This window comes from Mesorhizobium ciceri WSM4083 (assembly GCF_000519305.1).
In the GTDB taxonomy this organism is placed as follows: domain Bacteria; phylum Pseudomonadota; class Alphaproteobacteria; order Rhizobiales; family Rhizobiaceae; genus Mesorhizobium; species Mesorhizobium ciceri_B.
Genome location: NZ_JAFG01000008.1, coordinates 41,958 through 66,012 on the forward strand (window position 1 = coordinate 41,958; position 24,055 = coordinate 66,012).

At 63.0% G+C, this 24,055-nt stretch carries 29 protein-coding genes; 2 read left to right on the forward strand and 27 right to left on the reverse strand.

The features are described from left to right. Positions 1-5: 5 nt before the first annotated feature. The 4 genes from MESCI2_RS1000000138860 to MESCI2_RS1000000136990 are packed head-to-tail and all read right to left on the reverse strand — an operon-like array spanning position 6 to position 1,867. On the reverse strand, positions 6-176 hold the full coding sequence (locus tag MESCI2_RS1000000138860; RefSeq protein ID WP_245270385.1) for a hypothetical protein: 171 nt from the start codon (positions 174-176) through the stop codon (positions 6-8). Next, entirely contained in the window at positions 163-456 is a 294-nt protein-coding gene (locus MESCI2_RS1000000137975; RefSeq protein ID WP_155936631.1) for a hypothetical protein, read from the reverse strand. The genes MESCI2_RS1000000138860 and MESCI2_RS1000000137975 overlap by 14 nt, the downstream gene beginning before the upstream one ends. Continuing rightward, on the reverse strand, positions 456-752 hold the full coding sequence (locus MESCI2_RS0118425) for a DUF6527 family protein (RefSeq protein ID WP_027037868.1): 297 nt from the start codon (positions 750-752) through the stop codon (positions 456-458). Before MESCI2_RS0118425 ends, MESCI2_RS1000000137975 begins: the two co-directional genes overlap by 1 nt. After that, positions 749-1,867: an N-acetylmuramidase domain-containing protein gene (locus tag MESCI2_RS1000000136990; protein ID WP_081738791.1), complete on the reverse strand. Its 1,119-nt coding sequence runs from the start codon at positions 1,865-1,867 to the stop codon at positions 749-751. The genes MESCI2_RS0118425 and MESCI2_RS1000000136990 overlap by 4 nt, the downstream gene beginning before the upstream one ends. Positions 1,868-1,920: 53 nt before the next feature. On the opposite strand from MESCI2_RS1000000136990, the gene MESCI2_RS0118435 reads away from it, so the two are divergent. Then, positions 1,921-2,127 (forward strand): hypothetical protein, encoded by a 207-nt coding sequence (locus MESCI2_RS0118435; protein WP_027037869.1) that lies wholly within the window; start codon positions 1,921-1,923, stop codon positions 2,125-2,127. Here MESCI2_RS0118435 and MESCI2_RS0118440 read toward each other — a convergent pair. From MESCI2_RS0118440 to MESCI2_RS0118475, 8 genes are read right to left on the reverse strand one after another with little or no spacing between them, the layout of a single operon-like run. Continuing rightward, complete coding sequence (locus MESCI2_RS0118440; protein ID WP_027037870.1) at positions 2,124-2,768, reverse strand: hypothetical protein; 645 nt, start codon at positions 2,766-2,768, stop codon at positions 2,124-2,126. The two genes, MESCI2_RS0118435 and MESCI2_RS0118440, sit on opposite strands and share 4 nt — an antisense overlap. Further along, a complete protein-coding gene (locus tag MESCI2_RS0118445) occupies positions 2,765-3,646 on the reverse strand; it encodes a hypothetical protein (RefSeq protein ID WP_027037871.1) in 882 nt (293 codons plus the stop codon). Before MESCI2_RS0118445 ends, MESCI2_RS0118440 begins: the two co-directional genes overlap by 4 nt. Beyond that, entirely contained in the window at positions 3,646-4,206 is a 561-nt protein-coding gene (locus tag MESCI2_RS0118450) for a hypothetical protein (protein WP_027037872.1), read from the reverse strand. The genes MESCI2_RS0118445 and MESCI2_RS0118450 overlap by 1 nt, the downstream gene beginning before the upstream one ends. An 11-nt stretch (positions 4,207-4,217) precedes the next feature. After that, positions 4,218-4,658 (reverse strand): hypothetical protein, encoded by a 441-nt coding sequence (locus MESCI2_RS0118455; protein WP_027037873.1) that lies wholly within the window; start codon positions 4,656-4,658, stop codon positions 4,218-4,220. Beyond that, positions 4,658-6,433: a hypothetical protein gene (locus MESCI2_RS0118460; protein WP_027037874.1), complete on the reverse strand. Its 1,776-nt coding sequence runs from the start codon at positions 6,431-6,433 to the stop codon at positions 4,658-4,660. The genes MESCI2_RS0118455 and MESCI2_RS0118460 overlap by 1 nt, the downstream gene beginning before the upstream one ends. A 3-nt stretch (positions 6,434-6,436) precedes the next feature. After that, on the reverse strand, positions 6,437-6,877 hold the full coding sequence (locus MESCI2_RS0118465; protein WP_027037875.1) for a hypothetical protein: 441 nt from the start codon (positions 6,875-6,877) through the stop codon (positions 6,437-6,439). Continuing rightward, positions 6,878-10,096, reverse strand: a complete 3,219-nt coding sequence (locus MESCI2_RS0118470) for a phage tail tape measure protein (RefSeq protein WP_027037876.1) — start codon at positions 10,094-10,096, stop codon at positions 6,878-6,880. Between the two features lie 4 nt (positions 10,097-10,100). Beyond that, positions 10,101-10,754 (reverse strand): DUF6441 family protein, encoded by a 654-nt coding sequence (locus MESCI2_RS0118475; protein WP_027037877.1) that lies wholly within the window; start codon positions 10,752-10,754, stop codon positions 10,101-10,103. A 49-nt stretch (positions 10,755-10,803) separates the two neighbouring features. On the opposite strand from MESCI2_RS0118475, the gene MESCI2_RS0118480 reads away from it, so the two are divergent. Beyond that, positions 10,804-11,130, forward strand: coding sequence for a hypothetical protein (locus tag MESCI2_RS0118480; protein ID WP_027037878.1), 327 nt, complete (start codon positions 10,804-10,806; stop codon positions 11,128-11,130). A gap of 188 nt (positions 11,131-11,318) precedes the next feature. Here MESCI2_RS0118480 and MESCI2_RS0118490 read toward each other — a convergent pair whose 3' ends face one another. The 15 genes from MESCI2_RS0118490 to MESCI2_RS0118565 form a co-directional block, all read right to left on the reverse strand. Continuing rightward, positions 11,319-11,729 (reverse strand): phage pre-tape measure protein, encoded by a 411-nt coding sequence (locus MESCI2_RS0118490; protein ID WP_027037879.1) that lies wholly within the window; start codon positions 11,727-11,729, stop codon positions 11,319-11,321. 6 nt (positions 11,730-11,735) lie between these two features. Further along, entirely contained in the window at positions 11,736-12,266 is a 531-nt protein-coding gene (locus MESCI2_RS0118495; protein WP_027037880.1) for a hypothetical protein, read from the reverse strand. Between the two features lie 54 nt (positions 12,267-12,320). Continuing rightward, the gene (locus MESCI2_RS0118500) at positions 12,321-12,767 is read right to left on the reverse strand and encodes a hypothetical protein (protein ID WP_027037881.1); all 447 of its coding nucleotides are present in this window, start codon (positions 12,765-12,767) and stop codon (positions 12,321-12,323) included. After that, positions 12,768-13,154, reverse strand: a complete 387-nt coding sequence (locus MESCI2_RS0118505; RefSeq protein WP_027037882.1) for a hypothetical protein — start codon at positions 13,152-13,154, stop codon at positions 12,768-12,770. Then, on the reverse strand, positions 13,154-13,480 hold the full coding sequence (locus MESCI2_RS0118510; protein WP_027037883.1) for a hypothetical protein: 327 nt from the start codon (positions 13,478-13,480) through the stop codon (positions 13,154-13,156). The genes MESCI2_RS0118505 and MESCI2_RS0118510 overlap by 1 nt, the downstream gene beginning before the upstream one ends. Beyond that, entirely contained in the window at positions 13,477-13,695 is a 219-nt protein-coding gene (locus tag MESCI2_RS0118515; RefSeq protein ID WP_027037884.1) for a hypothetical protein, read from the reverse strand. The genes MESCI2_RS0118510 and MESCI2_RS0118515 overlap by 4 nt, the downstream gene beginning before the upstream one ends. Next, positions 13,695-15,134, reverse strand: a complete 1,440-nt coding sequence (locus tag MESCI2_RS0118520) for a hypothetical protein (RefSeq protein ID WP_027037885.1) — start codon at positions 15,132-15,134, stop codon at positions 13,695-13,697. The genes MESCI2_RS0118515 and MESCI2_RS0118520 overlap by 1 nt, the downstream gene beginning before the upstream one ends. After that, entirely contained in the window at positions 15,135-15,980 is an 846-nt protein-coding gene (locus tag MESCI2_RS1000000138675) for a hypothetical protein (RefSeq protein WP_210164815.1), read from the reverse strand. A 9-nt stretch (positions 15,981-15,989) separates the two neighbouring features. Then, complete coding sequence (locus tag MESCI2_RS0118535) at positions 15,990-16,640, reverse strand: FkbM family methyltransferase (RefSeq protein ID WP_027037888.1); 651 nt, start codon at positions 16,638-16,640, stop codon at positions 15,990-15,992. Continuing rightward, entirely contained in the window at positions 16,637-17,080 is a 444-nt protein-coding gene (locus tag MESCI2_RS1000000138485; protein ID WP_197031567.1) for a hypothetical protein, read from the reverse strand. The genes MESCI2_RS0118535 and MESCI2_RS1000000138485 overlap by 4 nt, the downstream gene beginning before the upstream one ends. Beyond that, complete coding sequence (locus MESCI2_RS0118545) at positions 17,077-19,878, reverse strand: methyltransferase domain-containing protein (RefSeq protein WP_027037890.1); 2,802 nt, start codon at positions 19,876-19,878, stop codon at positions 17,077-17,079. The genes MESCI2_RS1000000138485 and MESCI2_RS0118545 overlap by 4 nt, the downstream gene beginning before the upstream one ends. Positions 19,879-19,885: 7 nt before the next feature. Continuing rightward, positions 19,886-20,236, reverse strand: a complete 351-nt coding sequence (locus tag MESCI2_RS0118550) for a DUF2190 family protein (RefSeq protein ID WP_027037891.1) — start codon at positions 20,234-20,236, stop codon at positions 19,886-19,888. A gap of 64 nt (positions 20,237-20,300) precedes the next feature. Continuing rightward, positions 20,301-22,316: a ClpP-like prohead protease/major capsid protein fusion protein gene (locus MESCI2_RS01000000134875; RefSeq protein ID WP_081738792.1), complete on the reverse strand. Its 2,016-nt coding sequence runs from the start codon at positions 22,314-22,316 to the stop codon at positions 20,301-20,303. Continuing rightward, on the reverse strand, positions 22,306-23,853 hold the full coding sequence (locus MESCI2_RS01000000134880) for a phage portal protein (RefSeq protein WP_081738793.1): 1,548 nt from the start codon (positions 23,851-23,853) through the stop codon (positions 22,306-22,308). Before MESCI2_RS01000000134880 ends, MESCI2_RS01000000134875 begins: the two co-directional genes overlap by 11 nt. Further along, positions 23,853-24,053 (reverse strand): phage head-tail joining protein, encoded by a 201-nt coding sequence (locus MESCI2_RS0118565; protein ID WP_027037892.1) that lies wholly within the window; start codon positions 24,051-24,053, stop codon positions 23,853-23,855. Before MESCI2_RS0118565 ends, MESCI2_RS01000000134880 begins: the two co-directional genes overlap by 1 nt. Positions 24,054-24,055: the final 2 nt, after the last annotated feature.

Here is a 24,055-nt window from a genome sequence, read left to right on the forward strand (position 1 = left end):
CTGCTTCAGATGCCGTTCAGTTCCGCCCGCCGCTTGGCGCTGGCCTTGGTCTGCCGGTCGCACTCAGCCGGTGTATAGAGCCCGATGGCGCAGCCGGGCGCGACTGTGTGGTCGATCCTTGCCTGATCCTCGATCGTCTTGCCCTGCGCCCCTGCAAGGCTGCTACCGAGGGCCAAGCGCAGCGACGGAACACCGTTGACGCCGGAAGTCCCACACGCCGTGAGCAGCAATGCAGTCGTCAAAAGACCGGCTCGCCTCAATGCCCTTGCGTATCGCATCCTGATTGTCCTTTTCGATCTGGTCGCGCACTTCCTGCGCGCCCCAATGTTTGATGAGTTCGTAGCCGCCCCAGACCGTGCCGGAGACGGCGAGCGCGATGACAGCCCATGCGAGGATGCCGGTGACCGGCCGGGGGATGCCTGTAAGACCGGCGATGACGGTGATGAGCCAGGACATCAGCACGATACCCAGACGCCGTCGGTCAGATAACCGTGCCAGTGAGCTCCGCCATTCGTCGTGAGGGCTACAGATTCCCTGACCGTCGGTTTGTCGCGGGAGCCGTTCCAGAACGTCCATGCGCCGGCGCCCGCCACCTTCACTGCGCCGATGTCGCCGCACCCGCACGGACATTGAAAATGGAAGCCCGATGGCGAATGGCCCTCGGCGTCATAGAACTTGATGCTGCCGGCCGGGCCGTCGAGAATGCTGTCGACAAGCTGAGCATTGACGGGCTGCGTCTTGACCTCGCTCATGGCAGCGCCGGGTCCGACATCGGCGCTTCACCCTGAACGATGTCGCCCTCGTCGGTGCGCCGGCTCTTGAACCATCCCCAGATGGCGTAGCCGGCCAGGCCAAGGCCGATCGCGCCGGATCCTGCCAGCAGGACATTGGCAACGGTCTGCGCCGTGTCGGCCTGTATGCCGGTCAGGTAGCTCGCCGTTTCGGCCACCTGGTCGCGCGCGGCCACGACAAGCACCATGAAGCCGCCGGCCTTCGTCGCGTCCTTGACCTCGGGAACATCGCTGACCAACTGCTGGCCCGGCTGTTCGTCGGCACTCTGCTTGAAGGCGTCGAGCCTGCGCAGCGTCTCGGGACCGGCGACGCCGTCGGCCTTGATCTTCTGCGCTCGCTGAAAATCCTTGACGGCGTCATTGGTCGACGGGCCATAGTCGCCGTCGACCTTGACCGCATAGCCGGCGCGCACCAGCAGCGTCTGCAATTCGCGCACCTTGGCGCCCCGCGATCCCATCCGCAGCATGCCGGTGGCGGCAGAGACTGGTGCGCTGCCCGACAGGCGCTGGTAGGCGGCCGCCATTTTCAGGTGGTAGCCGTTCTTGCGGAAGCCGGAGCCGTTATAGCCGCGGGCAAAGCCGGTGAAGTCCAGCCGCTGCAACTCGTCGGCAAGGCCGAATTTTTCGATGAAGCGGGCCATGATGTCGATCTGGCCGGCCGCGCTGTCGCGGGCGCGAGCGATCATGGCGTCGACGCTGGCAAAGCCAAGCCGCTTCCAATGCGCCGTCATCACCTGGCCGAGACCGATCGAGAAGCTTTCGAGCGCCGCCTGGCGGTTGATCAGCGTGGCGCGCGTGACGATCTCCCAGCGCTTCGCCTGGCTCGCCGGGTTTTTCACGGCGCCGGCCGTCGGGCTGGCAAGCCCCTGCGCCCGGGCGACGGCCCGCTGGGAACCGGTCAGGCGCTGGTCGAAGTAATGCCCCTCCCATCGAATCAGGGGCTCCATCCTGCCCTTGACCATCGCGGTCACCTGACCGGCGCTTTCCACCTCGGCAACCGCCTGCAAGGCAGAGGGCTCGCATTTGAGATGATCGGCAATGTCGCCGATCGCCTTCAAAGTCGGCGCATCGAACATGGGATGTTCCTTCGCTTGATGATTGGCTATGTTCGGCGCCGGGAGGAGCCGGGATGAAACGACGCGACTGGTTTTCGCTGCCGAAGCCGTGGCTGGAGCTACTGCCGGAGTTGCGCGCTCGGGTGATCGAGGAAGCCGGCGAAATCCGCACCTGTGACGGCGGGCATCTCCGGCTTGTCGATGGTCAATGGGAGGTGATCGCGAGCGGCGACCGCAACGATGCCGATGTGATCCTCAATGCGCTGCGGAAGGCGAACTAGGCCGATAGCGACGGCAGCCAGATGTCATCCAGCGGCGCATAAAGCGTCACCCTGCGGATGAAGGTTCCATTGTATGAGCCGTCGGCTGGCCCACCAAATGAGGCCGCGACCAACGGATCGATATCTCGAGGGCTGGAATCCGACGACACCGCGCCGCCATCCGTCGACATGCTGATCCCCGAGACGGTACTGGTGAAAGCGACCTTGTGAACGCCAGGACCATAAGTGTCGGTGTTGTTGACTTCCCTGCCTTGAACGCCGGATTCATATCCTTGCATGGGCAAGCCGGCGCTGCCGACGCGATCAATGCCCATCGAATGGTTGTTTCCGAACTCCTCAAGCAAGAGCAGTTCGGTATAGCCGCTGCTCGTCAGCTCTTCCCATTCGATGACGACGGTCCAGTTGAGCGTCAGCAATAGCGCCAGATAATCGCCGATTGCCGAGACAATGCCATCGACATCGTTGTCGAGAATTTCCAGGCCGCTGGCGCCGATGCGACCCGGCTTGTCGATGATGTCGGATGCGGCGAGCGGCGATCCGGCGAGTTCATAAACGCCGCCGATATAGTCGGCATCGGCCAGAACGGTCGGCGAAAACACGCTTCGGCCGCCGAGCGGCTGCGCCGCAACACCTGGCATCATGATGTCACGCCCTCTTTCTCGCATAGAATCCACAGAACGCCGGGTGTTGTCGGGGCGACGGTATCGCCATCCGGCTGCACGGCTGCCCCAATGCCTCGATAGGTCTTGCCCTTGTAAATGACGCTGACACCAGACACATCAATCGACAGCGTCTCGAAGATGAAGTCGATGCCTTCCTCGGTGCCGGGATTGATCGGGCCTGTGGTGCCGGTCTTTACGTTGAACGGCGTGTCGGTGTAGGGGCTGCGCTGCAGATCGAACTCGCCCCCGGTGTTGGGACCGGTCAGGAACTCAGTGCCGCGCATCTGTAGGACGGCATTGGCCGCCGCCTGAAAGCCGATGCTCTCATGATTCGGGATGCCTTGGTCCGGCAATGCCGCGCCGACCAGAGGTTGATACTCAGCACGGGGCCACCAGCTCAGCACCGTATTGGTGAAGCCGCCGACGAAGAACAGCACCGCCCAAGGCGACAGCGAGCGCACATCAGGAAGACTGGGCATGCCCTCGAATGCGTCGATTTTCAACGGTCCCCACTCGCCGGAATTGCCCTTGCCGAAACCGCCATAGCCCGGCGACGGGATGGTGTCCGATGACGCCCATTCATACTGGAAGCCGGTGACATAAGTGGTCTGGCCGCTCGGCCCGGCGCCTGGTGTGGGTGCACCTTCGGCGTCAACGGTCCAATCGACCGGCTGCTGTGTCTGGCCGGTCTCGCCGATGGCTTGGGCCGGGAACGGATAATCCTTGACCACAGAGCGGCGCATGATCAGCATCGGAAACGAGATATACTGGACCGGCGATGCCCAATGCACTTCGACGATGCGGCTGAACGGGCCAAGGTCGGCCGGATGCGCGACGGAGCCGTAAGCCTGCGCCATCAGGCGGTCACGTCTTCTGCCAGCCGGCCGATAAGGTCCCAGACGCCATCTGCGACGAATTTGCAGGTAACAACCGAACCGGGGCCGGCGGTCTGGTTGAGGAAACCTTCATAGCCGTTGACGGTGACGTCGGTCGAAGACGGAAACAGCAGTTCGCCGGACCCGGTGACGCGAAAGGAGACTTCCATGTCGGCGGTCGCTGTTGCCGGCAGTTCGATGGTCAGGTCTGAGGATCCAGCATAGCGCCAGTAACGGTTGAAATCGCCATCGGTGACGGCATACACACCATCGGTCGGGGCATCTAGTGCGCCGGCACGGCTCGGCCGGAACTGCGCCTGGGGGATAGTGATGACGTACTCGGTCGCATCCTCCTTGACGATGTGCATCTGCGTGCCGACGGCATAGATGTTGGAAATCTCGATCGGCGACGGCAGGTCGGCCAGGATGGCGGCGACGCGCGATGCGAGCTCCCAGATGTTGCCGTCGAATTCGGGCTGGCTGAGTGGTTCGCCCTTGCCGGTGCCCCAGGCGCCGTTGCCTACATAGGTCAGTGCGGCCATCTATTGCGTCCTCATTTGTATTCGTCGGCCTTGGCCAGGTTGAACGCGCGGTATTGCTGATCGTCACGGCCAAGGAAAACGATGCGCGTGGTGTTTCGAACCATCACGTACTGTTCGGCATCGTCGGGATTTTCGACCCGGATCGTTTCCCAGCAGCGCGACACCTCGTCGAACTCGATGATGTGGATATCCTTCGGCTCGTCGTCCTGGTTGCCGTCGTCAGGCCATGTCACCGTGGTGCCCGGATTGGACTTGGCATCCGGCTGGGTCAGTGTGAAACTCGACGGCCCGCCAAAACGGAAATGCGCCTCGCCGTCGCCTTCCGCCGGAACGCGTGCCAGCGCCCGTTTCAGCACGTCCTCGCCATTGCCGACGCGATTGATGATCGAGATGCGGGCGCCGCTCGAATTGCGGCCGGCCTGCCATGGATTGGAAAGACCGATGATGTCCATCAGGCAGCCTCGAGATCGAGCGTCTTCGGCACCATCTGCGCGCTGACGGTGAGCGGATAGTCGGTGATGAAGGGAGGATCGTCGCGGGACAGCGTCAGCTTCTTGAAATCGCCGTCGACGATGGTCGGAACCTGGTTCAGCGCCTCGATCGCCGCCGACAGGTCGGCCATGAAGGCATTTAGGACGGTGCGCTGCTCGGCGATGCCGTTGAAGACGGTGATGTCCTCGACCAGATCGGCGGCGCGCATATCGAAGAAATTGACGCCGTCATCGTTGGGCGGGATCAGCAGGTAGTCTTCCGACAGCGTCACCTCGCCGGCAACCGGCATCACCGTGCGGCCGCTATAGGCCTGGATGCCGGTTTCCAAAATGCCTTCCTCGGCATAGACCGGTTCGCCGGGAACCGTGGTCACGGTGTTGCCCTTGCCGATGGTGCAGCCGATGGTGATGGAGGCGACCAGCGCGCCATTCTGCACGTTGAGCGCATAGCCGATGATCTTGCCCGTCGCCTCACCACCCGGAATATGCGGGTCAACGATGCGGGCATTCTTGCGGCAGGACAGGTCGAGCCCGGCGCGGAACGGAACGGAAAAGGTGACCGTTACCGCCCTCGACCGAACCAGGATCGCACCGCGCGCCAGACAGATCAGATAGTCGATGCTCTGGCGGCCGCGCGTGGTGGTGAGATAGGACCGCTTCCTGACGTCGCCGATCGGCATGGCGCCGTCCGGATTGTCGGTATCGGCGGGATCGCAGGCCTCGTCGGCATCGCCATTGACCTTGATCTCCTGGCTTTCCTCGTCGCCGGGATCGGTCAGCAGCGCCTGGCAGTCGGCTTCAAGCGTGAATTCCACCGTCTCGGTGCGCTTGCGCGTCACGTCATAGTCGGCGACTAGCACCGGCGTCATGGTCCAGACCCAGAACTGGCCGGTTCCGTTGGTCATGATGACCTGGTGATAATCTTCCGGCACGACGACGCCGTCGGTGCGGGTGATCGAGCAGACACCCCAGGTCCAGCCGCCGCCGATACGGCCACCCTCGACCGGGAATTTCTTCATGAACCCCTGGCCGGTCAGCGACTTGACGGCGTATTTGTCGGCCGAGCCGATGGCCTTGAAGGCGTCGACCAGTTGCTTGGAGAAATCGACGCTGCCGGTAGCGACCTGATCCCAGTTGATGGTGCCAGACACCTTGACCTGACGCAGCGGCGGCTGGCCGATCTGGATGTCGAGCGTTCCCTTGATGAAGTCGGAACCGAAATCGAGCAGCCCGTCCTCGCCATTGAGCATATGCGAGGCGCTGACCGCATGGTCGACGCGGTCGATATGCCATGCGTGGATATAGGTCTCCAGCACGGTATCGGGATCGTCGCGGCTTTCCGGCGTGAGGAACAGCGGATCCCAGAACGGCGCGACCTTCATGGTCTCGGCCAGCGCGCGCTTGCGGGCATCGTAGTCGGCCGGCCGGGCCAGGAAGGACAGCTTTACCGAATTGGCCTGCGGGCTTTCCGGCACGCCGACGACGCGGCAGAACGCGATCGGCACCGCGCCGCCCGTCGGGTTTTCGGTGTCATACCAGGACAGCCACGCCCATTGGTCGCGACCCGCCGCCAGCAGGCCGACGCGCGGATTCCTGACCGTGACAACAAGCGTCGCGAAAGCGCCTTCATTGTGCCCCAGCGAGAGGTCGACGATCTTCTCGTCCTCGACCTGATGCTCGATGCCGAAGGTGGTCTCGGTCGGTGCGACCCAAGCAAAGAAGAAGCGGCTGGCCATCGGTCAGACCTCGACCAGGTCGAGCGACCAGTTGCAGTCGGCGCCCCATTCATCGAAGGACAGCCGGTAGTCGGCCACCAGCATGGTCAGGCGCGGCCTGTAGAAGGTGAAGGCGCCTTCGGTTCGCGTAGCTGGGTCATCCGTGGTCGATGCGACCGAACGCGACGGCGAGCCCCCTGATGTCGGGTATGAAAATTCCGTGGCGCAATCGACGGTCAGCACCATGCCGCGCCTGACCCCATCGAGCGCCGGCATATTCTGGTCGGTGCAGGTGATGGTCAGCTTGAACTTGCTCTCTTCATCGTCGCCGAGGTCGATCGCCTCGTTGTTGATGGTGCGGGCAAGCTGGGACGAACCATCGAGCGAAAAATCCTCGGTGATGCCGCGCGCCGAATAGGGCGGCACCCCGATCGGGTCGAGGCGCAGATAGGTCAGAGCAGGCATTTACCTGACACCCCGCGATGGCGCCCGCCCGGCGCTGCTGTTGGCTTCCTTCAAGGCGAACTGCTGGAAGCGGTTGGCGGTGAATGTGTCGGTCACCATGTCGAAGATGTCGGATGGCCCGAGCCCGAAATCGAGTTGGACGCGCATGGTACCGCCTTCGGAACCAGAAGCCGGCAACTGCGCCTTGACGCTGCCGCCTCCGGCAAACCGCTGCACCGACATGGAGCGGTTAAAGCCGTCGACCATGCCGCCAACCCTGAACCCTCTGGCCGCCCGGAAGAACTCGCGCGGGATTTTCATCTTGTTCAGCGCATGCATGAAGCCCGGCCCGTAATAGGCCGTGGCCTTGGCCTGCATGATGAATTCCTTGACCGAAGCCATGATCGGAATGCTGTCGCTGGTCGGCGTGCCGGGACCGCTTGCGAGATAGCCACCGGTGGCAAACCCGCCCTGCGAGCCGCCACCTGACGACGAGGAAGACGAGGCCTGCGACCGAAGCCGCTGGGCTTGCGCAACCGCCTCACGAAGCGCGGACAGGATGGAATTGATCTCGGAGCGGATCTGGCTTGCCACGCTGCGAATAACCGAGGTCAGGCTACCGAAGCCGCCAGTGATCAGCCCACCCAGACCGGAGAAGATGCTGGAGAAGATCGACGGCAGCGCCTTGAACGGGTCTGCCACCGCCGCAGCGGCCTGCTGGGCGGCGCTTGGGTCGATGCCGGCAAGTGCATCGTTCAGCCCGCCAACGGCTTCTGCAGCCGCTGGAGGCAGGCGGCCAAGGTCGACAACGACACCATCAACGGTCTGTGTGATAGCAACACCAAGGCCACCGCCTTCAGCATCGACCGGCGCCAGCGCATCGCGCAACCCGCCTGCCGCGAGATCCGCCGCGGGCTTGATCCGGTTGATATCCGTAATGATGCCGTCGACGGCCGGCGTGATCGAATTCGTGGTTAGAGAATCGGGCACCGTCCTGATGTGGCTGGCGATGTCGTCGGCAACTGCTTTGACCTTGTCGCCAGTGGCCTTTGCGCTCTCGCCTACGCCGTCCAGCGCAGCCTTCGACTTCTCCGCGCTGGTGGCAACGCCATTGACGACGTCGAACACTTCCTTCGAAAGCTGACCACCGGCGCCGCCGCCGCGAAACACGGTGATCTTCTGACCAAGTTCGTCAACCTTCTTGCCCGTCTCGTCGAGGGCTGTTCCAGCACCTTTGGCGCTGTCGGCGAGCGGCCTGAAGCTATCCTTCGACTTTCCAGCCAGGCGTTCCATCGCCGCATTGGCTTCCTCAGCCGACCCTTTGAAAGCGGTGACGACGTCTTTTGCCTGGGAAACTGCGGTTTCGGTTTCGCGAAATTTATCGGCCGCATTTTGCATTCCGAGGGCCAGCGCCTGGATCTGACCATCACTGGAAGCGGCGGCAATATCTCCCACTTTCTTCTTGAAGGCATCGACATCGCCGCCAGTCTTTGCAAACTCCAGCGCGAGTTCCCTAAGTGCGGTAACCTGGTCCTTGGTCGTACCGGTGAGGGCATCCGCTGCGCCCGTGCCCGGTCCTTCGAATTCCATGGCCTTCCGGGCTTCTTGAGCAGCCGCCGTGAGATTTTGTAGGCTGGCAACCGCCTGCAGAACAGTGGTGTGCTCGATGACATCGGCCCAATTCTTGGCCGACCCCTGCGCCTTGTCATAGGCAGCCTTGACGTCGTCGACAATTCTCCGGTGCTCGCCAAGTGCGGCCGTTGCCGAATCTGCGCGGGTTGCCCAAAGCGCCAGGCCGGTGGCGATAACCGCCAAGGCAGCGCCAAATGGATTGGTGCTGATGAACAGAAGAGCCGCCGAAAGCCCGCGGAAAGCAGCGCTCAAGGTGGCGACGCCCGTGAGCACGAGACCGAAGCCGCGCGTCAGTAAACCGAGGCCGAACAACAGCGGGCCGATGGTTGCCACGACACCGGCGATGATCGTGCCCAATTCGAGCATGCCAGGACTCAACGTCGCCAGCGCCTGCGTCCAGTCGGTCAACTGGATGACGATGTTGGTGGCGAAGTCGAGGAAGCCGGATTTACCGATGGCGATGGAAAGATTTTCGAGTGCGCTCTTGAGCTGGTCGATCTCGCCCCAGAGACCCTTCACGCGGGTCGCGGCGATCTCGGCGGAATCGGTGTTCTTCAGCTTGGCCAGCATCTCGTCGATGCCTTTGCCGCCCTGCTTCATCAGCGCAATGGCGGTGCGCATGGCATCGGTGCCGAAGATGTTCTGGACGTTGTCGGTCAGGTCCTCCTGCGACAGCTTGCCGAGCTTGTCCTGGAGCAACTGCGCCGTCTGCGACATCGTCAGGGCTTTGCCGTTCGCGTCGAAGAACTTCAGCCCGAGCTTGTCCATCGCCGCGGCCGCCTGCTTGGACTGCGGCACAAGGCGGGTGAGGAAGGTCTTGAACGACGTACCCGCATCCGACCCGGAACTGAAGCTGGAGGCGGTCGCCGCCAGCACGGCGTTCATGTCCTCGAACGAAACGCCGAGCGCGCCGGCCGCGCCACCAGCCTGACCGATCGCCCCGCGATAGTCATCGAAGGCCAGCTTCGATTGGATCGTCGCGCCAGTGATCTGGTCAACAATCCCTGGCAGTTGCGATGTACTCAACCCGAACTGGTTGATTACATCTCCGAGGGCCGCAGCGGCTGATGTAAGGGTGGCACCGTCATTCGCGGCGGCGAGATCGACCATCGCCTTGGCGGCACCGCCCATGATGGTCTGGAAGTCGAGCCCGACCTTGGCCAGTTCGGTCATGCCCTCCGCGGCTTCGGTCGACGAGAACACCGACGCCTGGCCGAGTTCCTGCGCCTTGGTCTTGGCCTCATCGAGCGCCTTGCCCGCAACGCTGGCGTTCACGGCAAAACTGTTCATCGCCCGTTCGAAGTCGCCGGCCTGCTTGAGGATGCCCGCACCGAGACCGACGATAGGCAGCGTCAGATTCGTCGTCAGTGTCTTGCCGACGTTCTGGATCTTCTTGCCGGCATCCTCGAAGGTCTTGGCCAGCGACTTGATCTGGACCTCGGCCTGCTTCAGCGAGTTGAAAAATCCGGGCGACAAGCCTTTCGTGGCAGCCGCAGCGGCCTGCAATTCCTTGAACGCCTTGCGGCCGGCGGCGCCAAATTCCTCGAGCTCGCGCTTGAGTTCCTTGCCGCCGTCCAGCTCTATGCGTTGTTTGATCGTCGCGGCCATTTGGCTACTCGTCCAGGAAGTTGCGGTAGTAGTAGGCGGCAAGTTTTGCGGCGTTCATCGCCGTGATCGCGCGCAGATGGAATTTCTGGCCGATCTCGACCTTCGGCACGCCGACATAGAGCGGCACTAGGCGCACGACGCCGCGCCCGTTCGGGTTGCGGCCGCGCTTCAACTGCGAGCGCGACACGCCCCTTTGCGACCGCGGCGCTGTGGAACGGATGTTGGCGGCCAGCAGCGGTGGCTTGCCGGGCCGCTTGATCGAATAGAGCGGATGTCCGATTTCCTTGCGGTATTCGGACGCCGAGATGCGCCGGCCGCCCCTGCCCTTTGGAGCATCGGGAAGCGGCAGCCACAGAAACGGGCTACCCTTGATCATCCCGCCTGTCTCGAAGAAATCGGCATAGGGGATCTTGTGATAGACCAGAGCGGCCGCGTTGGCCGAATTCTGTCCCTTAGGATAGACGTTGACCCGGAAGGCGTTGGCCCAGCGCTTCGAAAACCCCGCACTGACGATGTTGGCGCGGCCCTCTGCCTTGATGTTGTTGGCGACCTGGTTCATCGCCATGGTGGCCGCCTTGGCGATGGGCTTGTACTTGTCGCGCATTGCCTTGGTCCAGGCATCGCTCGGGTCGCTGATCTTGATGCTCAGTCCGGCCATTTGCCCGCTTTCAGAATTCGTGCTTCATTTGCGGGAGGGAGGATGGGCGATGAAATACAGAGCGGTGGTGCTTGCGGCTTCGATAGCGGTCACGACGGCCGCATCGGCTCAGACGTCCATTGAGCAAAAGCGAAAGCTCTATGCGCTCGGCACAGCCGGAGCTGAATACTGCCCTCAGATCACGACGGCTTGGTTCGCTCTGGGGTCGATCGGCTACAATATGAACGCCGATGACGGAGAATATCAGCGCTATGCCGCCGCCGAACAGGGATGGTTCGACACGTTCCGCGCCGCCGGCCCGCGCGATATCGTCTGCGAATTGCTGATGCAGAAGTACGGACCGGGCGGCGATTTCGAGCTGTTCAAATACAAGTGATCAGCCCTTATCGAGCTTGTCGATCAGCTTGTTGACATCCTTGTGATCGCTCCGGGCTGCCGTTGCCGCATCGGCTATGGCCCGAGCCCGAGAGCGCTTTTCATCACGCTCGGAGAAATAGAGCCAGCCCACAAGTTCGCGCGGGGTGCAACCCCAAAGCTCGGCGGCGCTATGGCCGCCATGCTTCTTCAGCTTCGTGATGGTTTCCGCGATTTCGAAACCGGCACCGTGGGCGATGCTGCGCCGCCGACCGTGCCCATCAGAGCGGTCAGCGTTGCCATGAAAGGGCCAGGGCCGCGCGGCATGGTGACCCTGACGATGGCGGCCAGAAGTTCGGCCTTCTCGTCGAGGGCGAGGTTTGCGGCACCAGCCTCGTCGATGTTGGAACAGCCGGAGGCGATAAGCGCGGCAAGCACCTCATCGGACATGTCGAGCAGCCGAGCGGTGTCCCAATTGCCAGATGCCCACATCTTGCGGAGATCGGGGAACCGGGATAGCAGGCTCGCAATCGCCTTGACGGGAACGCCACAGATGATTGCTTCCGCGCCGCGCACCGGGACAGTTTCGGTGAGCGGCGCTATATCCAGAAGACCGGGCATGTGCGCTTATGCCTGCGGCGAAATGGTCATGGTGCCGAAGTCGGACGAACCGTCCGTGTGCTCGGTCGCAAGCAGATCGCCGGTGATCTCGATCTGACCGAAATCGTCACCCGAGATCGGGCTGAACGAACCCGTCGGGCCAAACGACACGGACGGGAACACGCCATGCACGATGTTGCCGACATTGTTGTCGCCGACAAATTCCAGCGCGCCGGTGATCGTCGAAACCGACATGATGCTCAGCACTTCGTCAGAGCCTGACGTTTCGACATCCGACATGAACATCATGGCAAGGTTCGCCGCGGTGATCTCGTCGAGCACGATGCGGATCTGCACCGCCTGGTTGTTGTACTGGGTGAAGTCGGTTTTCTTGGACCCGCCGCGCGTCTTCTTGTGCTCGAGCTTGTCGACGGAAGGCGTCAGCTCGCACTCGACGATGTTGCCGAGATCACGCTGGCTGCCGCCGGTCGGAGTCCACAGGCACTTGCCGGTGCCCTGGAAATAGTTGGTGGGGCTGGGAGAAGCTACCAAAGGCATGGTCGTTCCTTTCGGTGATATTGCCCGTCACCGGGCGGTTGAAGAGGATGAGGCTCAGGCCGCCAGTTCGCCGGGCTTGAGCAGGTAGGTGAAGGTGAACGCAACGCCGATGCCGCCTTCCATAGAGCGGCCGCGCTCGGTGGCAGTCATCGAGCCCTGGTAGCGGATCGAGCGGTTGTTGATGGTCAGGGCCAGCAGTTCGCTATCGGCAAGGACAGCGTCGATGAGTTTGGCGCGCAGCAGATTGAGCTTCGTGCCGACGTCTTCAGCCTTTGCCTCGAGGCGGAACTGTACCTCCGGCGTCATGTCGACGTGGCGAAACGTCAGCGCATTGCGGCCGGCCGGATCGTTTTCGCGTGCCACTTCCTCGCCATCGAACAGGATGACGGCCGGCAGGTTCGAACCGGACACGTCCGTCTCGTTCCGGCGCTTGGCAAGCGACGTGTCGACGCTCCCGGCAACGATCAGCAGCCGGGCCAAAATTGCTTCACGCGGGTCCAACTATGCGGCCTCCAGGATAAGCCGGATCTCGCCCTGCCCCTCGCCGGTCGGCGCTGGCACAGGCTCATGATCCATGACCCGCCACGTCTTGCCGTTGAAGGTGATCTGCGCATCGCGCAGTTTGGCGGACTCGACGTCGGCGAGGTCAGTGGCGCGCACCATGGCGGCCGGCCGGATGGTCATGACATTGACATCCGAGAAATTCAGACCGTTGCGGTTCGCGCCGTTGCCGAAGGACGCCGAGGAGCCGGCCGTCTTGTCCAGCACCAGCAGTGGCCCACCGTCCGCGCCGGTCTTGATCGGTGGATCGCCACAAGCAACCGTCAGCACCGCATCGACGCCGAGCGTGGCATAGATCGGCGCGTAGAGCAGCGATGCCCAATCCATCAGGAGCCCCGCCTGGTCTTCGGCACGAAGGCGAATTCCCAGTGGCCGATGCGGTTTGTCCCGGCGTCGGCCTCGATGTGGGCGTAATAGGTGGTGCCGTCGACCAGCCCGAGATCGTCTTCAAGGATGCCACGATAGATGCCGTCGCTGGAGGCGACATAGGCCATGGCCGCCGGCCAGGTCTGCCCCGTGATGTTTGTCCCTTCGGCGTCTTTCACTGTCACCGAGACGTCGGCATCGTTGACGAATGTGCCCTCGATCGCGCTTTTCAGGCCGGACAGTTCGATGATGTTGGTGTTGCCGACATAGACGACGCAACTGGTCATGGGTCGCTCCTGTCGGTTTCGATGCTGCCCTGCAGCAGCGGGCCTGTGGTCACGCCGTCATCGGTCAGCGCCGCCACCATGCGCGCCGATCCGGCCAGAACGGGCACGATGCGGATGGCGCCGAGGATCAGCGTGGCGATGGGCGGCGTGACGGCATCGGCCCAGCAGTCCGTCCAGCAGTCCCGCCAGCAATCGCTCCAGACCGTACCAAGCATCAGGCCGGCCCGAACTTGTCGCCGGTCGAGCCGTCGCCGGTCAGGTCGGTGCCGTTGATCGACACCATGTTGGCGTCGACACGATCGGTGACGGCCGTGACCGCCGCGATGGTGCGGGTCTGCACTTCATCGGCGATGGCTTCCACCGTTGGCGCCGATGTCGCTGTCGCCCACGCCCCGTCGCCATGGCTTTGCAAGGCGGTGAAGGCACCGGCGATGACGGAAGCATCGGCCGGATCGTCCGGCAGATTGCCGGTGCGCTCCTGGATGGCGGCGATGCCGGCATTGTCGGGATTGACCGTGGCAAAGCCTGTTGCTGTCGACCAATGTGCGTCGCCGTAGCTGGCAAGACTGGTGAAGCTGCTCGAAATGCCCGAAGACAACGCCGCGATCGCCGCCAATGTGGCGTCGTCGGCGCCCGCGAGCGCTGTGGTCAAGTCGGCATTGGTTGGCAGCGCATCGAGTTGCGTGTCGAGGTTCGGTGACGCCAAGCCGACCGCGCCCCTCACGCCAGCGGCATCAAGCGTCGAGAAGCCAGTCGCCGTCGTCCATGCGCTGTCGCCATGGCTCTGTAGCGCGGTGAAGCTTGCGGAGATGCCCGCGTCAAGGTTGTCGAGCAAGCCTGCCCTGGTGCTGGTCAGACGCGCCAGAAGGGTCGCGGTGCCGGGAGTGTCGGCGCCGGCATAGGTCGAGCGGGTCGACACATCAGCATCCAGATGTGCGATGCGTGTATCGCCGAGCGCGGTCAGGCCAGCGCCCGCCGCGCCGATCCGTGCATAGGCGTCGCCGGTCTGCGGCGTGTTGCCGGTATAGGTGGTGACCGTATCGACAAGCACGCCATGATCCATGGTGGCGGCAGGCGTGGCGATGTTGAAGAACTTCTTGAAGCCCGCCGCGATCTGGCCGGCGGTTTCCGTCAATGCCGTTCCGAGGATCTGGGCGAGATTGGCCTTGACCACGCCAGAGGTGAAATCGAGCTGGCCGGTTCCCGTGCCCGATGAGAGCAATACGCTGGCACCGATATCGCGCGCGGTCTGGGACGTGCCGTTGATCTTGAGCACATCGACACGGCCGGAGGCATCGACGGACAGCGGCACGCCACCATTGGCGCCAGCGACGGCATCCGGCAGCGCCGTCAACCCGCCATTGGTCGCCTTCACCACCTGACAGACCTGTTCGGCGTCGTCGCAGCTCGCCGACGTGCCGCGCACGACCAGATCGCCGAGCGTCGCCGTGTCCGTCGTGTCGAGCGCGAACTTGTACCAGCCGTTGGAAACTTCCGTCGCATTCGAGGCGCCGGCGTTAGGATTGCCGAACGCGCCGCCGGCCTTGCTGATCGTGATCGCCACGGTCTTGCCGGTCGCGGCAGTGACGTGATCACTGGCCAGGAACAGTTTCAGCATCACCGTGTAGGCGGTGGATTGGGCGAGCCTGCGCATCTACATCCCCAATTGCTGGCGGGTTGCGATATGGCCGCCCGCAGGCCCGTTAATGGTGATGCCGGAATTATGGCCCAGATCGAAACTGTTGTTGGCGACGAAACTGGCGCCGCCGGCTCCGGTGATGTCACGCAGTGCCGCGCCATTGATCGTCGGCGCATTGCTGGCGACCGAAAGCGTCCGCGACGATCCGTCGGACGATGATCGCATGAGCACGGGGGAACTTGGAGATCCGTTAATCGTCAAGGTGGCAATGGTTTGTGTCAGGCCGCTCAGTTCGATGACGTTCGGCCCGTCATTCGTCAGAGTCGTGAAGCTGTTTGCTCCAATAATTTGCAGGGAGGCGCCGTTCACCTGCCCGCGAAACCGGACCGATGAATAGGTCAAGCCGCCGCCGCTGAAAATTCGCTGACCAGCGCTATCACCAACCCCGGTAAAATCAAGAATTGATAGACCGGCATCGAAAGTCAGGCCAGTAGTGGTGGCCATGGTCCAAATCGTTGAATTGCTCGATGCCGTGGACGTGAATGTCCACGTCCCATTTCCAAGCTTGATTGTCCTGGTGCCGCTGCCGCTGCCGTTAAAAGCGGATGAACTACTTAGTGTCACATTGTTGTTGTTGACGCTGAAATCCAGCGTACCGGTAAAGGCCCCGCAGGTGATCGACTGCACCGCGACCGTCGTGTTCACGGTAACCGTGCCGCCGCCCGAGCTGGCGTTGAAGGTCACTGTGTCCGATGTCCCAGGCACCGAAGCGCCGCCTGCACCGCCGGTCGTTGCCGACCAATGCGTGGTGTCGCTGGCATTCCATTCGCCGGTGCCGCCAACCCAAAAGCGATTTGCCATCGATCAGCCCTAGATCCTGTCGCTGTCGGCGACGCGCACGAAGATCATGTTCGAACCGCACCAGCTATGCAGCGTGAAGCCCTTGGCATGCATCAGCGCGTCCAGTTCATGGCTGGTGTCGCCGCTGCCGTTGTCGGCTTCGACGATGACGACGCGCGGTGGATTGTTGCCGAAGTCGGATGCGCGCAGCACATCGATGTCGAGGCCTTCGATGTCGATGTTGAGCAGGTCCGGCCAGATGCCTGCGGCATGGTGGTCGACGATTTCGTTCAGCGTCATAACCGGCCAGTCGACGCTGCCCGTGATGCCAAGCGTCATCGCGGTCGCCTTGTCAAAGGTGAAGCGGCCAGGATCGGCGGCAACGTGGTAAAAGGTAAGCGTTCCATGGACGGGCGCCACGCCGGCGCAGATGTTTTTGTCCTCCGGTCGCGCGTCCAGAAACGCCATGACCAGATTGCCATTCGGCTCGACATTGATGCCGCGCGAGCCGCGCTCATAGAGCAGCGCCGTGTTCGACAGGTCGAACGGGTGATAGGCGCCGACGTCGAGATAGGACGGCTTTTCGATGCCGAGCCGCTTGAAGATGTTCAGCACGGCAAGGTCGTCGCCATGCTGCGCATAGGTGCGGCCGCCGAACCATTGATCGCGGTGGCCGGTCACTTCGGCATGCCATCAAGCATATGACGGACCATCGCTTCCGCCTGCACGGCATCAAGGACATTGGTGCCTATAGGCCAATGCCGCGTCCGCATCGGCTCCTCGTTGAAGGATGGAGTGAAACTGACGCCGCCGTCAGGAATGAAATTCTCTGGCAGTCGCCATTGAAGGAACCGGCTGACCATGTGTTTGATCTGCTCGTCGGTGGGTTGCGGCGCGGATGGGACCGCTTTCGAACCTTCAGCAAGCATGGCGTCAGCCATCGCGTAGCACCGCCTGGCCTTCTCTGCCTCGAACGTATCGGGCGAATGGGCGATATGGACGTTTGCGATCTCGATGAGCGCCTGGCCCGCGAACCAGTCGCGGAGGCTCATGCCACCTTCCGAGATGGCGTGATCGCCCGCCTTCAGCAATTGAGGGAACACGGAGCCGCCGTCACTCATGGCTTTCTACCTTCCGCAATCGCGCTCTCGATCCAGTTGAACTTTTCGCCGATGACCTTGTGATGGCCTTCGACATCGGTCAGCGCCGCATGGCAGGAGCTATGCTGTTCGGCCGGCACGACATCCTCGAAACCGGCGAAATACAGGCACGCCTCAAGCAGACCTTGCGACCAGATTGCCTTGTGGCCATGCGCGAAGATGATGGCATGCATGGCGCCGCGCATATCTGCGGTCGGTCCCCACTTGCGGGTGAAATCGAAATAATCCTGGTCGCCGCGCAGCCGGATGTTTTCGAGGCTCGGAACGCAGATGCGGATGACGCCGCCCGGCTTCAGAACGCGATGGCATTCGGCGAAGAACGCCAGCGCCTGACGATAATCGACGTGCTCGACCACATGCTCGGCGAAGATGAAATCCGCGTATCCGTCCATGAACGGCAGGCGCTTGGTGATGTCGACTTCCTCGTCGAAGTTTTCCCAGCCGTCCATCCTGTTGGTACCGCAGCCGAAGTTGAGCTTGACCGCCTTCTCAACGAAGCTGATGCGCGTGGTGCGCGTGACATCAACCCACTGCTCGGGATCGTCCGGGTTCACGACCCTGATGACCTCCGACGGCAAGGCGGCGTCAACGAAGGCGTCCAGCGCTTCCGGCGCGCAATGCGTGATCCAATCCAGTGTCGGCGCTGTTGCCGCAGTAAGCTGCCCCCTGTCGCCGCGCTCGGCCTTCAGCGGCAGCATGCGCAGGTCTTCGCCGATCAGGTCGAAGATGACCTTTTCCGGTGTCGGGCTTTTGGTCCGGTTCCACCAGTCATAGCGCTCGATGAACTTGGTCTGCCAGAGATAGTCGACCGAGAAGAACATCAGGCCGGTTTCAGCCCAGCCGGTTTCCTTCCGTTTCGTGCCTTCCACCGGGACAGATGCCGCCTTGACGCCATCGGCCATCATCTTGCGGATGATCGGCAGCACCGGCTTCGATAACAGGCTGTCGCCTTCGATGTGGACAACGTAATCGTACTGCCCGTCGATCGCCATCTCGAGGCCCTTGCTGAAAGCCCTGCCCCAGCCGTCTTTGCCACCGCGCGCGAGGTGGCCGATGTTGTCGGGGAATGCGTATTTCTCGGCGCCTTCCTCGACAGCCAGCAGTGGCACGGACGAAGCGCTGTCGACCAGAAGCAGATCGACCGCCCAGCCGTTCACCTTGCGGTGCAGCGCCTCCCACTGCCCGGCCAGTTTTTGCTTCTCCGGCGTGTCGACATAGGTGGTGCCGAACACCAGGATGCGCGGCGTGGCCGCATGTTCGGTGGCGAAGGCCTCGACCAGCGGTACCGCCTTGGCCATGTCGATGGTCTTGTCGCATTTGTGGTGGCGATCGAAACACTCACACGGCTTGACCGGCTCGATCGGCAGCGTCGGCGCCAGATGCGCGCCGCAGATGTTGGTGAAACGGTAGCTCTCATTGCCGCCATAGACGCAGATATTCGGCGTACCGACGGCCTGCGCCAGGATCGGCGTGAAGCCGGCATTGCCGAAGACCAGCGCCGCCTCGGCGAACATCCCGGCCAGCGTCTCGAAATCGGCCTCGCCGCGGTGAAGTTTCAGGTCGGCATCCTGTTCCTCGCCGACGATCTCCTCGCCCTTTTGCGTCAGATCGCAGACCGACACGGTGAAGAACCGGTCCTTGATCGAGCGATAGAGCGCCGCATAGGCGACAGGATCCGGCGAGCGCGACGGGCACGGCCAGGTCGCATTGATGACGATCGGCCGATAGATCATGACCGGCTTACCGCCAGTGTCTCCAATGAGCGCCTTGGCCTCGTTGCGCCATTCCTGCTTGACCGGCAGGCTGAAATCAGGCCGCTCCGGAACCTTCAGCCCGACCGATCCGAACATGGCGTTCAACAGCGTGCCATGCCGCTTGGTCTGGGCATGGTCGTAACCAATTTTCCTTGGCGACGGCGTGACCTTCTCGGCCCGGCCCGCCTCCGTCCGGTCGCGGATGCGCGGCGGCAGCCTGTCGGAAACCGTGACCTTCAGCCCTTCGGCCTCGAGGTCATGATACATCGCCGTGTAATAGGTCTGAAGCTCGACGACGTCGTGCCTCTTCATGAGTTCGCGAAGCACCGCGCGCTGGTGGATGCAGTCGCCGGCGCCGTACATGCTCAAGACGACGAGCGAAGGCTTTACCGGCAGGCGCTGAAGCATGGAGCACACATCCTCAAAAGGCATTTTCGGCCAGACGTCTATTGCGCTGTCCGGGTTGGCGTTGATGATCTCGACGCCTGATTTCTTCAGTGACGGCGCTACCGCACGGAACTCGGCGGCGTGCAGCTCGAAAGACCCCTTGATCAGCGGCCATGGATAGGCAGCGCCGTGGTGGTGGCGGGTGCCGTCCTCGGCAAAGCGGCCGTCGACCCCAAGCAGCACGACGCGGCGGCAACCGAGGTGGACGGCAAGATTGATGGCGCCGGTGACCGAGGTCCGCGCCAGGGCAAGCTGGTTCGGTTTGCTGGCTATGCCGGCGCCGGGGTCGATCTTGGTGAGCCGAACGACATCGCGAGGTCCGCCCTGCGACGTGGTGACCAGGCGCCCGACCGCCGGGCGTTCCTTCGAACCGACGTCTGTCCACCACCTGGCATCAGCAAAGAACAGGATGGCGGCGTCCGGCCATGTCAGATGCGCCGAATTGATGGCGATGACCCGTCGCCCTTTGAGGCGCGACAGGTCGATGGTTTTGACTGAGGCACCGCCCGCGAGCACAAAGGCTGTTTCGCCTTCCCATTCGCGGGCGATAGTCCCCACGGGCGCGTCAGATGGTGAAGGCGGCCGACAGCCGGACCTTGCCGGTCGCCGACGGATTGTCGGCAGCTTCCACGGCAACGCCGATCAGCTTGTTCGAGCCGGCGGTGGTCGTGCATTCGCCGCTGGCGGCGACGAAGTAGATGCGCTGTCCGAACGTCCAGGCCTGCGCCGAGACCTTGGGCAGTTCGAAGACGCCGATCACCGAAAGCGGGCCTTCATCGCCAACGGCAATATCGACTTTCGCGACACCAAACAGCGAGCCGGCGACGACGCCGTCGCCCGACGCGATATCGACGGCGCCGGTGACGTCTTCATTGGTCCAGGTAATCTCGTTACCCGGCTGAATGTAGTTCTTCATAATTTGCCTCCTGTAGAGGAACGGGGTGAGAGGGGGAACGGGCGGCAAACGCCGCCCGTTGGGGTCAGGCGCCGGTCGAGTAGTAGAGGCCTCGATAGTCGAGTGCCTTGACGCCGGCGTCGATGCGGACCTTGAACTCGGTGCCGTCGACGCTCCAGCCGTCGCGCTGCTCAAGGGTCGGCGCAGAATTGCCGTTGAGATAGGCGACTTCGATCGTGTCTACGGTCTGCGGATCGGCGGTCAGATACCATTCTGCGGCGGAATCAGCCGACAGCCTGGCTTCCGAAATCACCTGGACGGCGCCGCGCACGATGTTCGGGTTGCGCTGCGTTCCGGCAGGGTCGAACTCCGATGCCATCAACGCAGCCGCTACGCCCTGCTTTTCCACCGGGACCAGCATGAACTTCGGCCGGATATTGAGGCCGGCCGAAATGCTGTCAGTGTCTTTCTGCAGCGCCATCTTGGCACGAGCGGCGTCGACATTGGCCATGGTGATCAGGCCGGTGCCGACATTGTTGTGACTGGCATGGAACAGCGTAATGCCATCCGCCATCGTCGGGTTACCGGTGAGAATGGCATAGACGAGCGTGCCGATGGTGCGCTTTGCGGCGCGGCCCATGCGCTGCGGGATCTTGGTGAAGGCGTTCAGGTCATCGTTGATGATGGCCTGGCGGGTGATCGAGAACATCTTGCCGTAGGTGGCAAGCTGGATCGTCTCGCCGCGCTCGCCGAAGGTGCCATAGGTGTATTCGGCACCTTCAGGAACTTCCGCGAGATTGGCGAACAGCCCCAGATCTGCACGGGAGCTCGCCTTGAAGTCCGACAACGTGCCTTTTGCGGTCCACAGTTCGAACGTCTCGTCTGCTTCCTCGAAGCCCTTCATCATCGACTTGTTGGCGACGTTGGCGAGGATCGTCGGGAAGTCCGACGTCGAGTGCGTGATCGCCATGGTGAAGGCGGCGCCAACCATTGTCATCGGGTCGGAGAATTTCCGCTTGTCGCCGGAGATCAGCATGCTTTCGCGGGCCAGCTCGCGCAGCGTAAAGGCCGAGAACTCGTTTACCTCGCCACCAGGCATTCCAGCCTTCGAGAGAAGCGACTTTTCGACGCCTTGCCTGAAGCGATCGCGCGCGTCTGCGGTGACCGTTGCGACCGGAGGCGTGTTGCGGCCATTGTCCGGATCGCGATCGGCGACGGCATCGATGATCAGCGCGGTCGCCTTTTCGAGGTTGCCGCCGGCATCCTTGATCAGCTTTTCGGTGTCCTCGAAGCCGATCTTGGCGCGACCGGCCATCTGGTAGATTTTCACGTTGACGGCGTCGGCGGTCATGACCGGCTCGACGACGGGTTCGACGGCAGGATTGGCGGGCTGAATCGGGGCCGCCGCAGGTGCAGGAGTAGTCATTCTGGTTTCCTTTCCAGGGGTTTGCGGCGCGGCTAGAACCGCCACCATCGGAAGGCTTGCAGCCTTGCGATTTGCTGACAGCGCGGCTAGCTCCGCCGGCGCGTGTCTGTATGTCTGATAGTCAAAGCTGGCATCGGCGACGGCCGGCTCGCCTTCCTCGATGGCTGCCGTGGCGAAGCCTTTGGCGACAGCGTCGGTCGGCGACAGCCAGGTCTCGGCCTTCATCAGCGCCCGCACATCAGCATCGGGCAGGCCGCTGCGATCGGCGTAGACCTCGGCATAGACGCCGGTCAGGACATCCAGAGCGGAGGCGCTCTTGCGGTGGGCGTCGGCCGGACCAAGGGTGATGCCGGCGGGCTCGTGGATCATCATCAGGCTGCCGAGCGGCATCTCGATCGTGGCGCCGGCCATGGCGATCAGCGAGGCGGCGGAGGCGGCGATGCCGTCGATGACGATGGCAACGGCGCCATCATGACGCTTCAATGCGTTGTAGATGGCGGCTCCCTCGGTGGCGACACCTCCGCCGGAATTGAGACGGACGGTGATGTCACCGCTCATCTCGGCCAGGGCGTTGACGACATCGGCGGCGGTGAAGCCGGCGCCTTCCCAGAAATCATGGAAACCGACCGGGCCGTAAAGGATCAGGTCACCATCGACGATCAAGCTATTGTCCATTGTCGTCTCCTGTCGGTGGGTCCACGGGCGCCGCTGCAGGCGCGGCGGTCACCGCGTTGCCGGCCGCGGTGCGGTAGCGGGGATCGGAATCGAAGATCAGGCCATCCTTGTCGGCGCGCTGGTTATCGGCGGCATTCTCGGCATCGAGATCCTCGGGATCGAAACCCTTCTGGCGCTGCTCTTCCGAGCGCGACGACAGGCCGGAACGGATGGCGTCGCGCGAGGCGGCGATCTCTTCCTTCGGATTGATCATTTCGCGCCGCGGTGGCGTCCACAGGAGCACTGCGGCCGACAGATCGCGGCCGATCACCAGCTGCGCCGCATCAAGAAACCAGCGGCCGACCGCACCGCAAAGCTGCGGGATCAGCATGAAGTTCTGCGCCGTGCCGATAGTGCGCTGGAATTCGAGCCAGCCCATGCGGCCGGAGGAAAAATTGACGCCGGTCAAATCGGCGGACAGAACCTCGTAGGAGACGCCCAGGCCGACCGCGATGTCACGCAACTCGGCGGCCTTGTAGCCAGCATATTCGCCGACCGATGGCGGCGTGCCGAAGGTCACTTCCTCGCCCGGCTTGAGGCGCTGGATCATGCCGGGTTCCAGGCTTTCGACCTGGTAGATGCCGCCGGTGTCCTTTTGCGGCGCCCTGTTCGGGTCGGCCGCCGGCATGACCGTCGAGACGTTTTCTTCAGAATGGATGAAGGCTGCAAAGCAAGCCGCCACCTTCTGGCGGACCAATTGCGCGTCGGCATAGTCCGCGAGATCGCGCATCTTCAGGATCACCGGCGCGAACCAGGTGACGCCACGCGCCTGTCCAGGACGATCGGTGCGGAAGACGTGGGCGATTTCCGACGCCGGCACCATGCGGCTCTCATAGGCGAAACCGGAATAGGAACCGGGATGCTGGGTGTAGAGCCAATAGCCGACCAGTCGGCCTATCGGATCGAACTGCAGGCCTTGCACCATGTAGCCGCCGTCATTGGCAACAGGCCCATCCTTGGTCGAATCGATATAGTCCGGCTCCAGCACTTCGAGCTGGAAGGGCAGCGGCAAGGCATCAACGGCGCGGCGCGGACGGCGACGCACCAGGGCCTCGCCGGATTCGGCCACGGTTGCCATCACCAGCCACTGCAGGCCATAGAAATTGGTGCGGCCACGCGCATCGCATGCAGTGGTGTCGAGATGCGCCTTGACTAGGTCGAACAGCTTCGCCTTCACGGTTTTCGGTATATTTCCGGCGATCGACGGGATGATGCCGGTGCCGACGATGTTGTTGGCCAGCACCGCCTTGCCGCGCGCGGCATGCGGGTTGTTACGAACCATGTCGCGCGCCACATCGCGCAACCTGGACAGTGCCGGCAGGTTTTCGGCATTTGCGTCTGTCGACACGACGCGCCAGCCTTGCGCCCGGCGACCGCGCGTGGCGCCGTCGAAAGCCATGGTGGCGCCTTGCAATGCGGCGAGACGCGCACGCGACCTGACGCGGCGTTCCGCCATTTCAGGAGCGACGGCAGCCAAGGCGCGGTCGAACAGGTTCATCAGAGGCCCCGCGAAAAGCCGGCGACGGTGCGGCGCGGCGCCTCGGAACTGCCTGCCGCCGAGGCTTCCATCTCGCGCAGCAGCGCACGCATCTCGGCGAGCGACTGGAATTGCGTGAACGTCTCGCCGTGGCGCAGGCTCAGGATGCCGGAAGCGATGTTGTTCTTCAGCGTGTTGATCTGGGTCTGGGTGTAAGCCATCG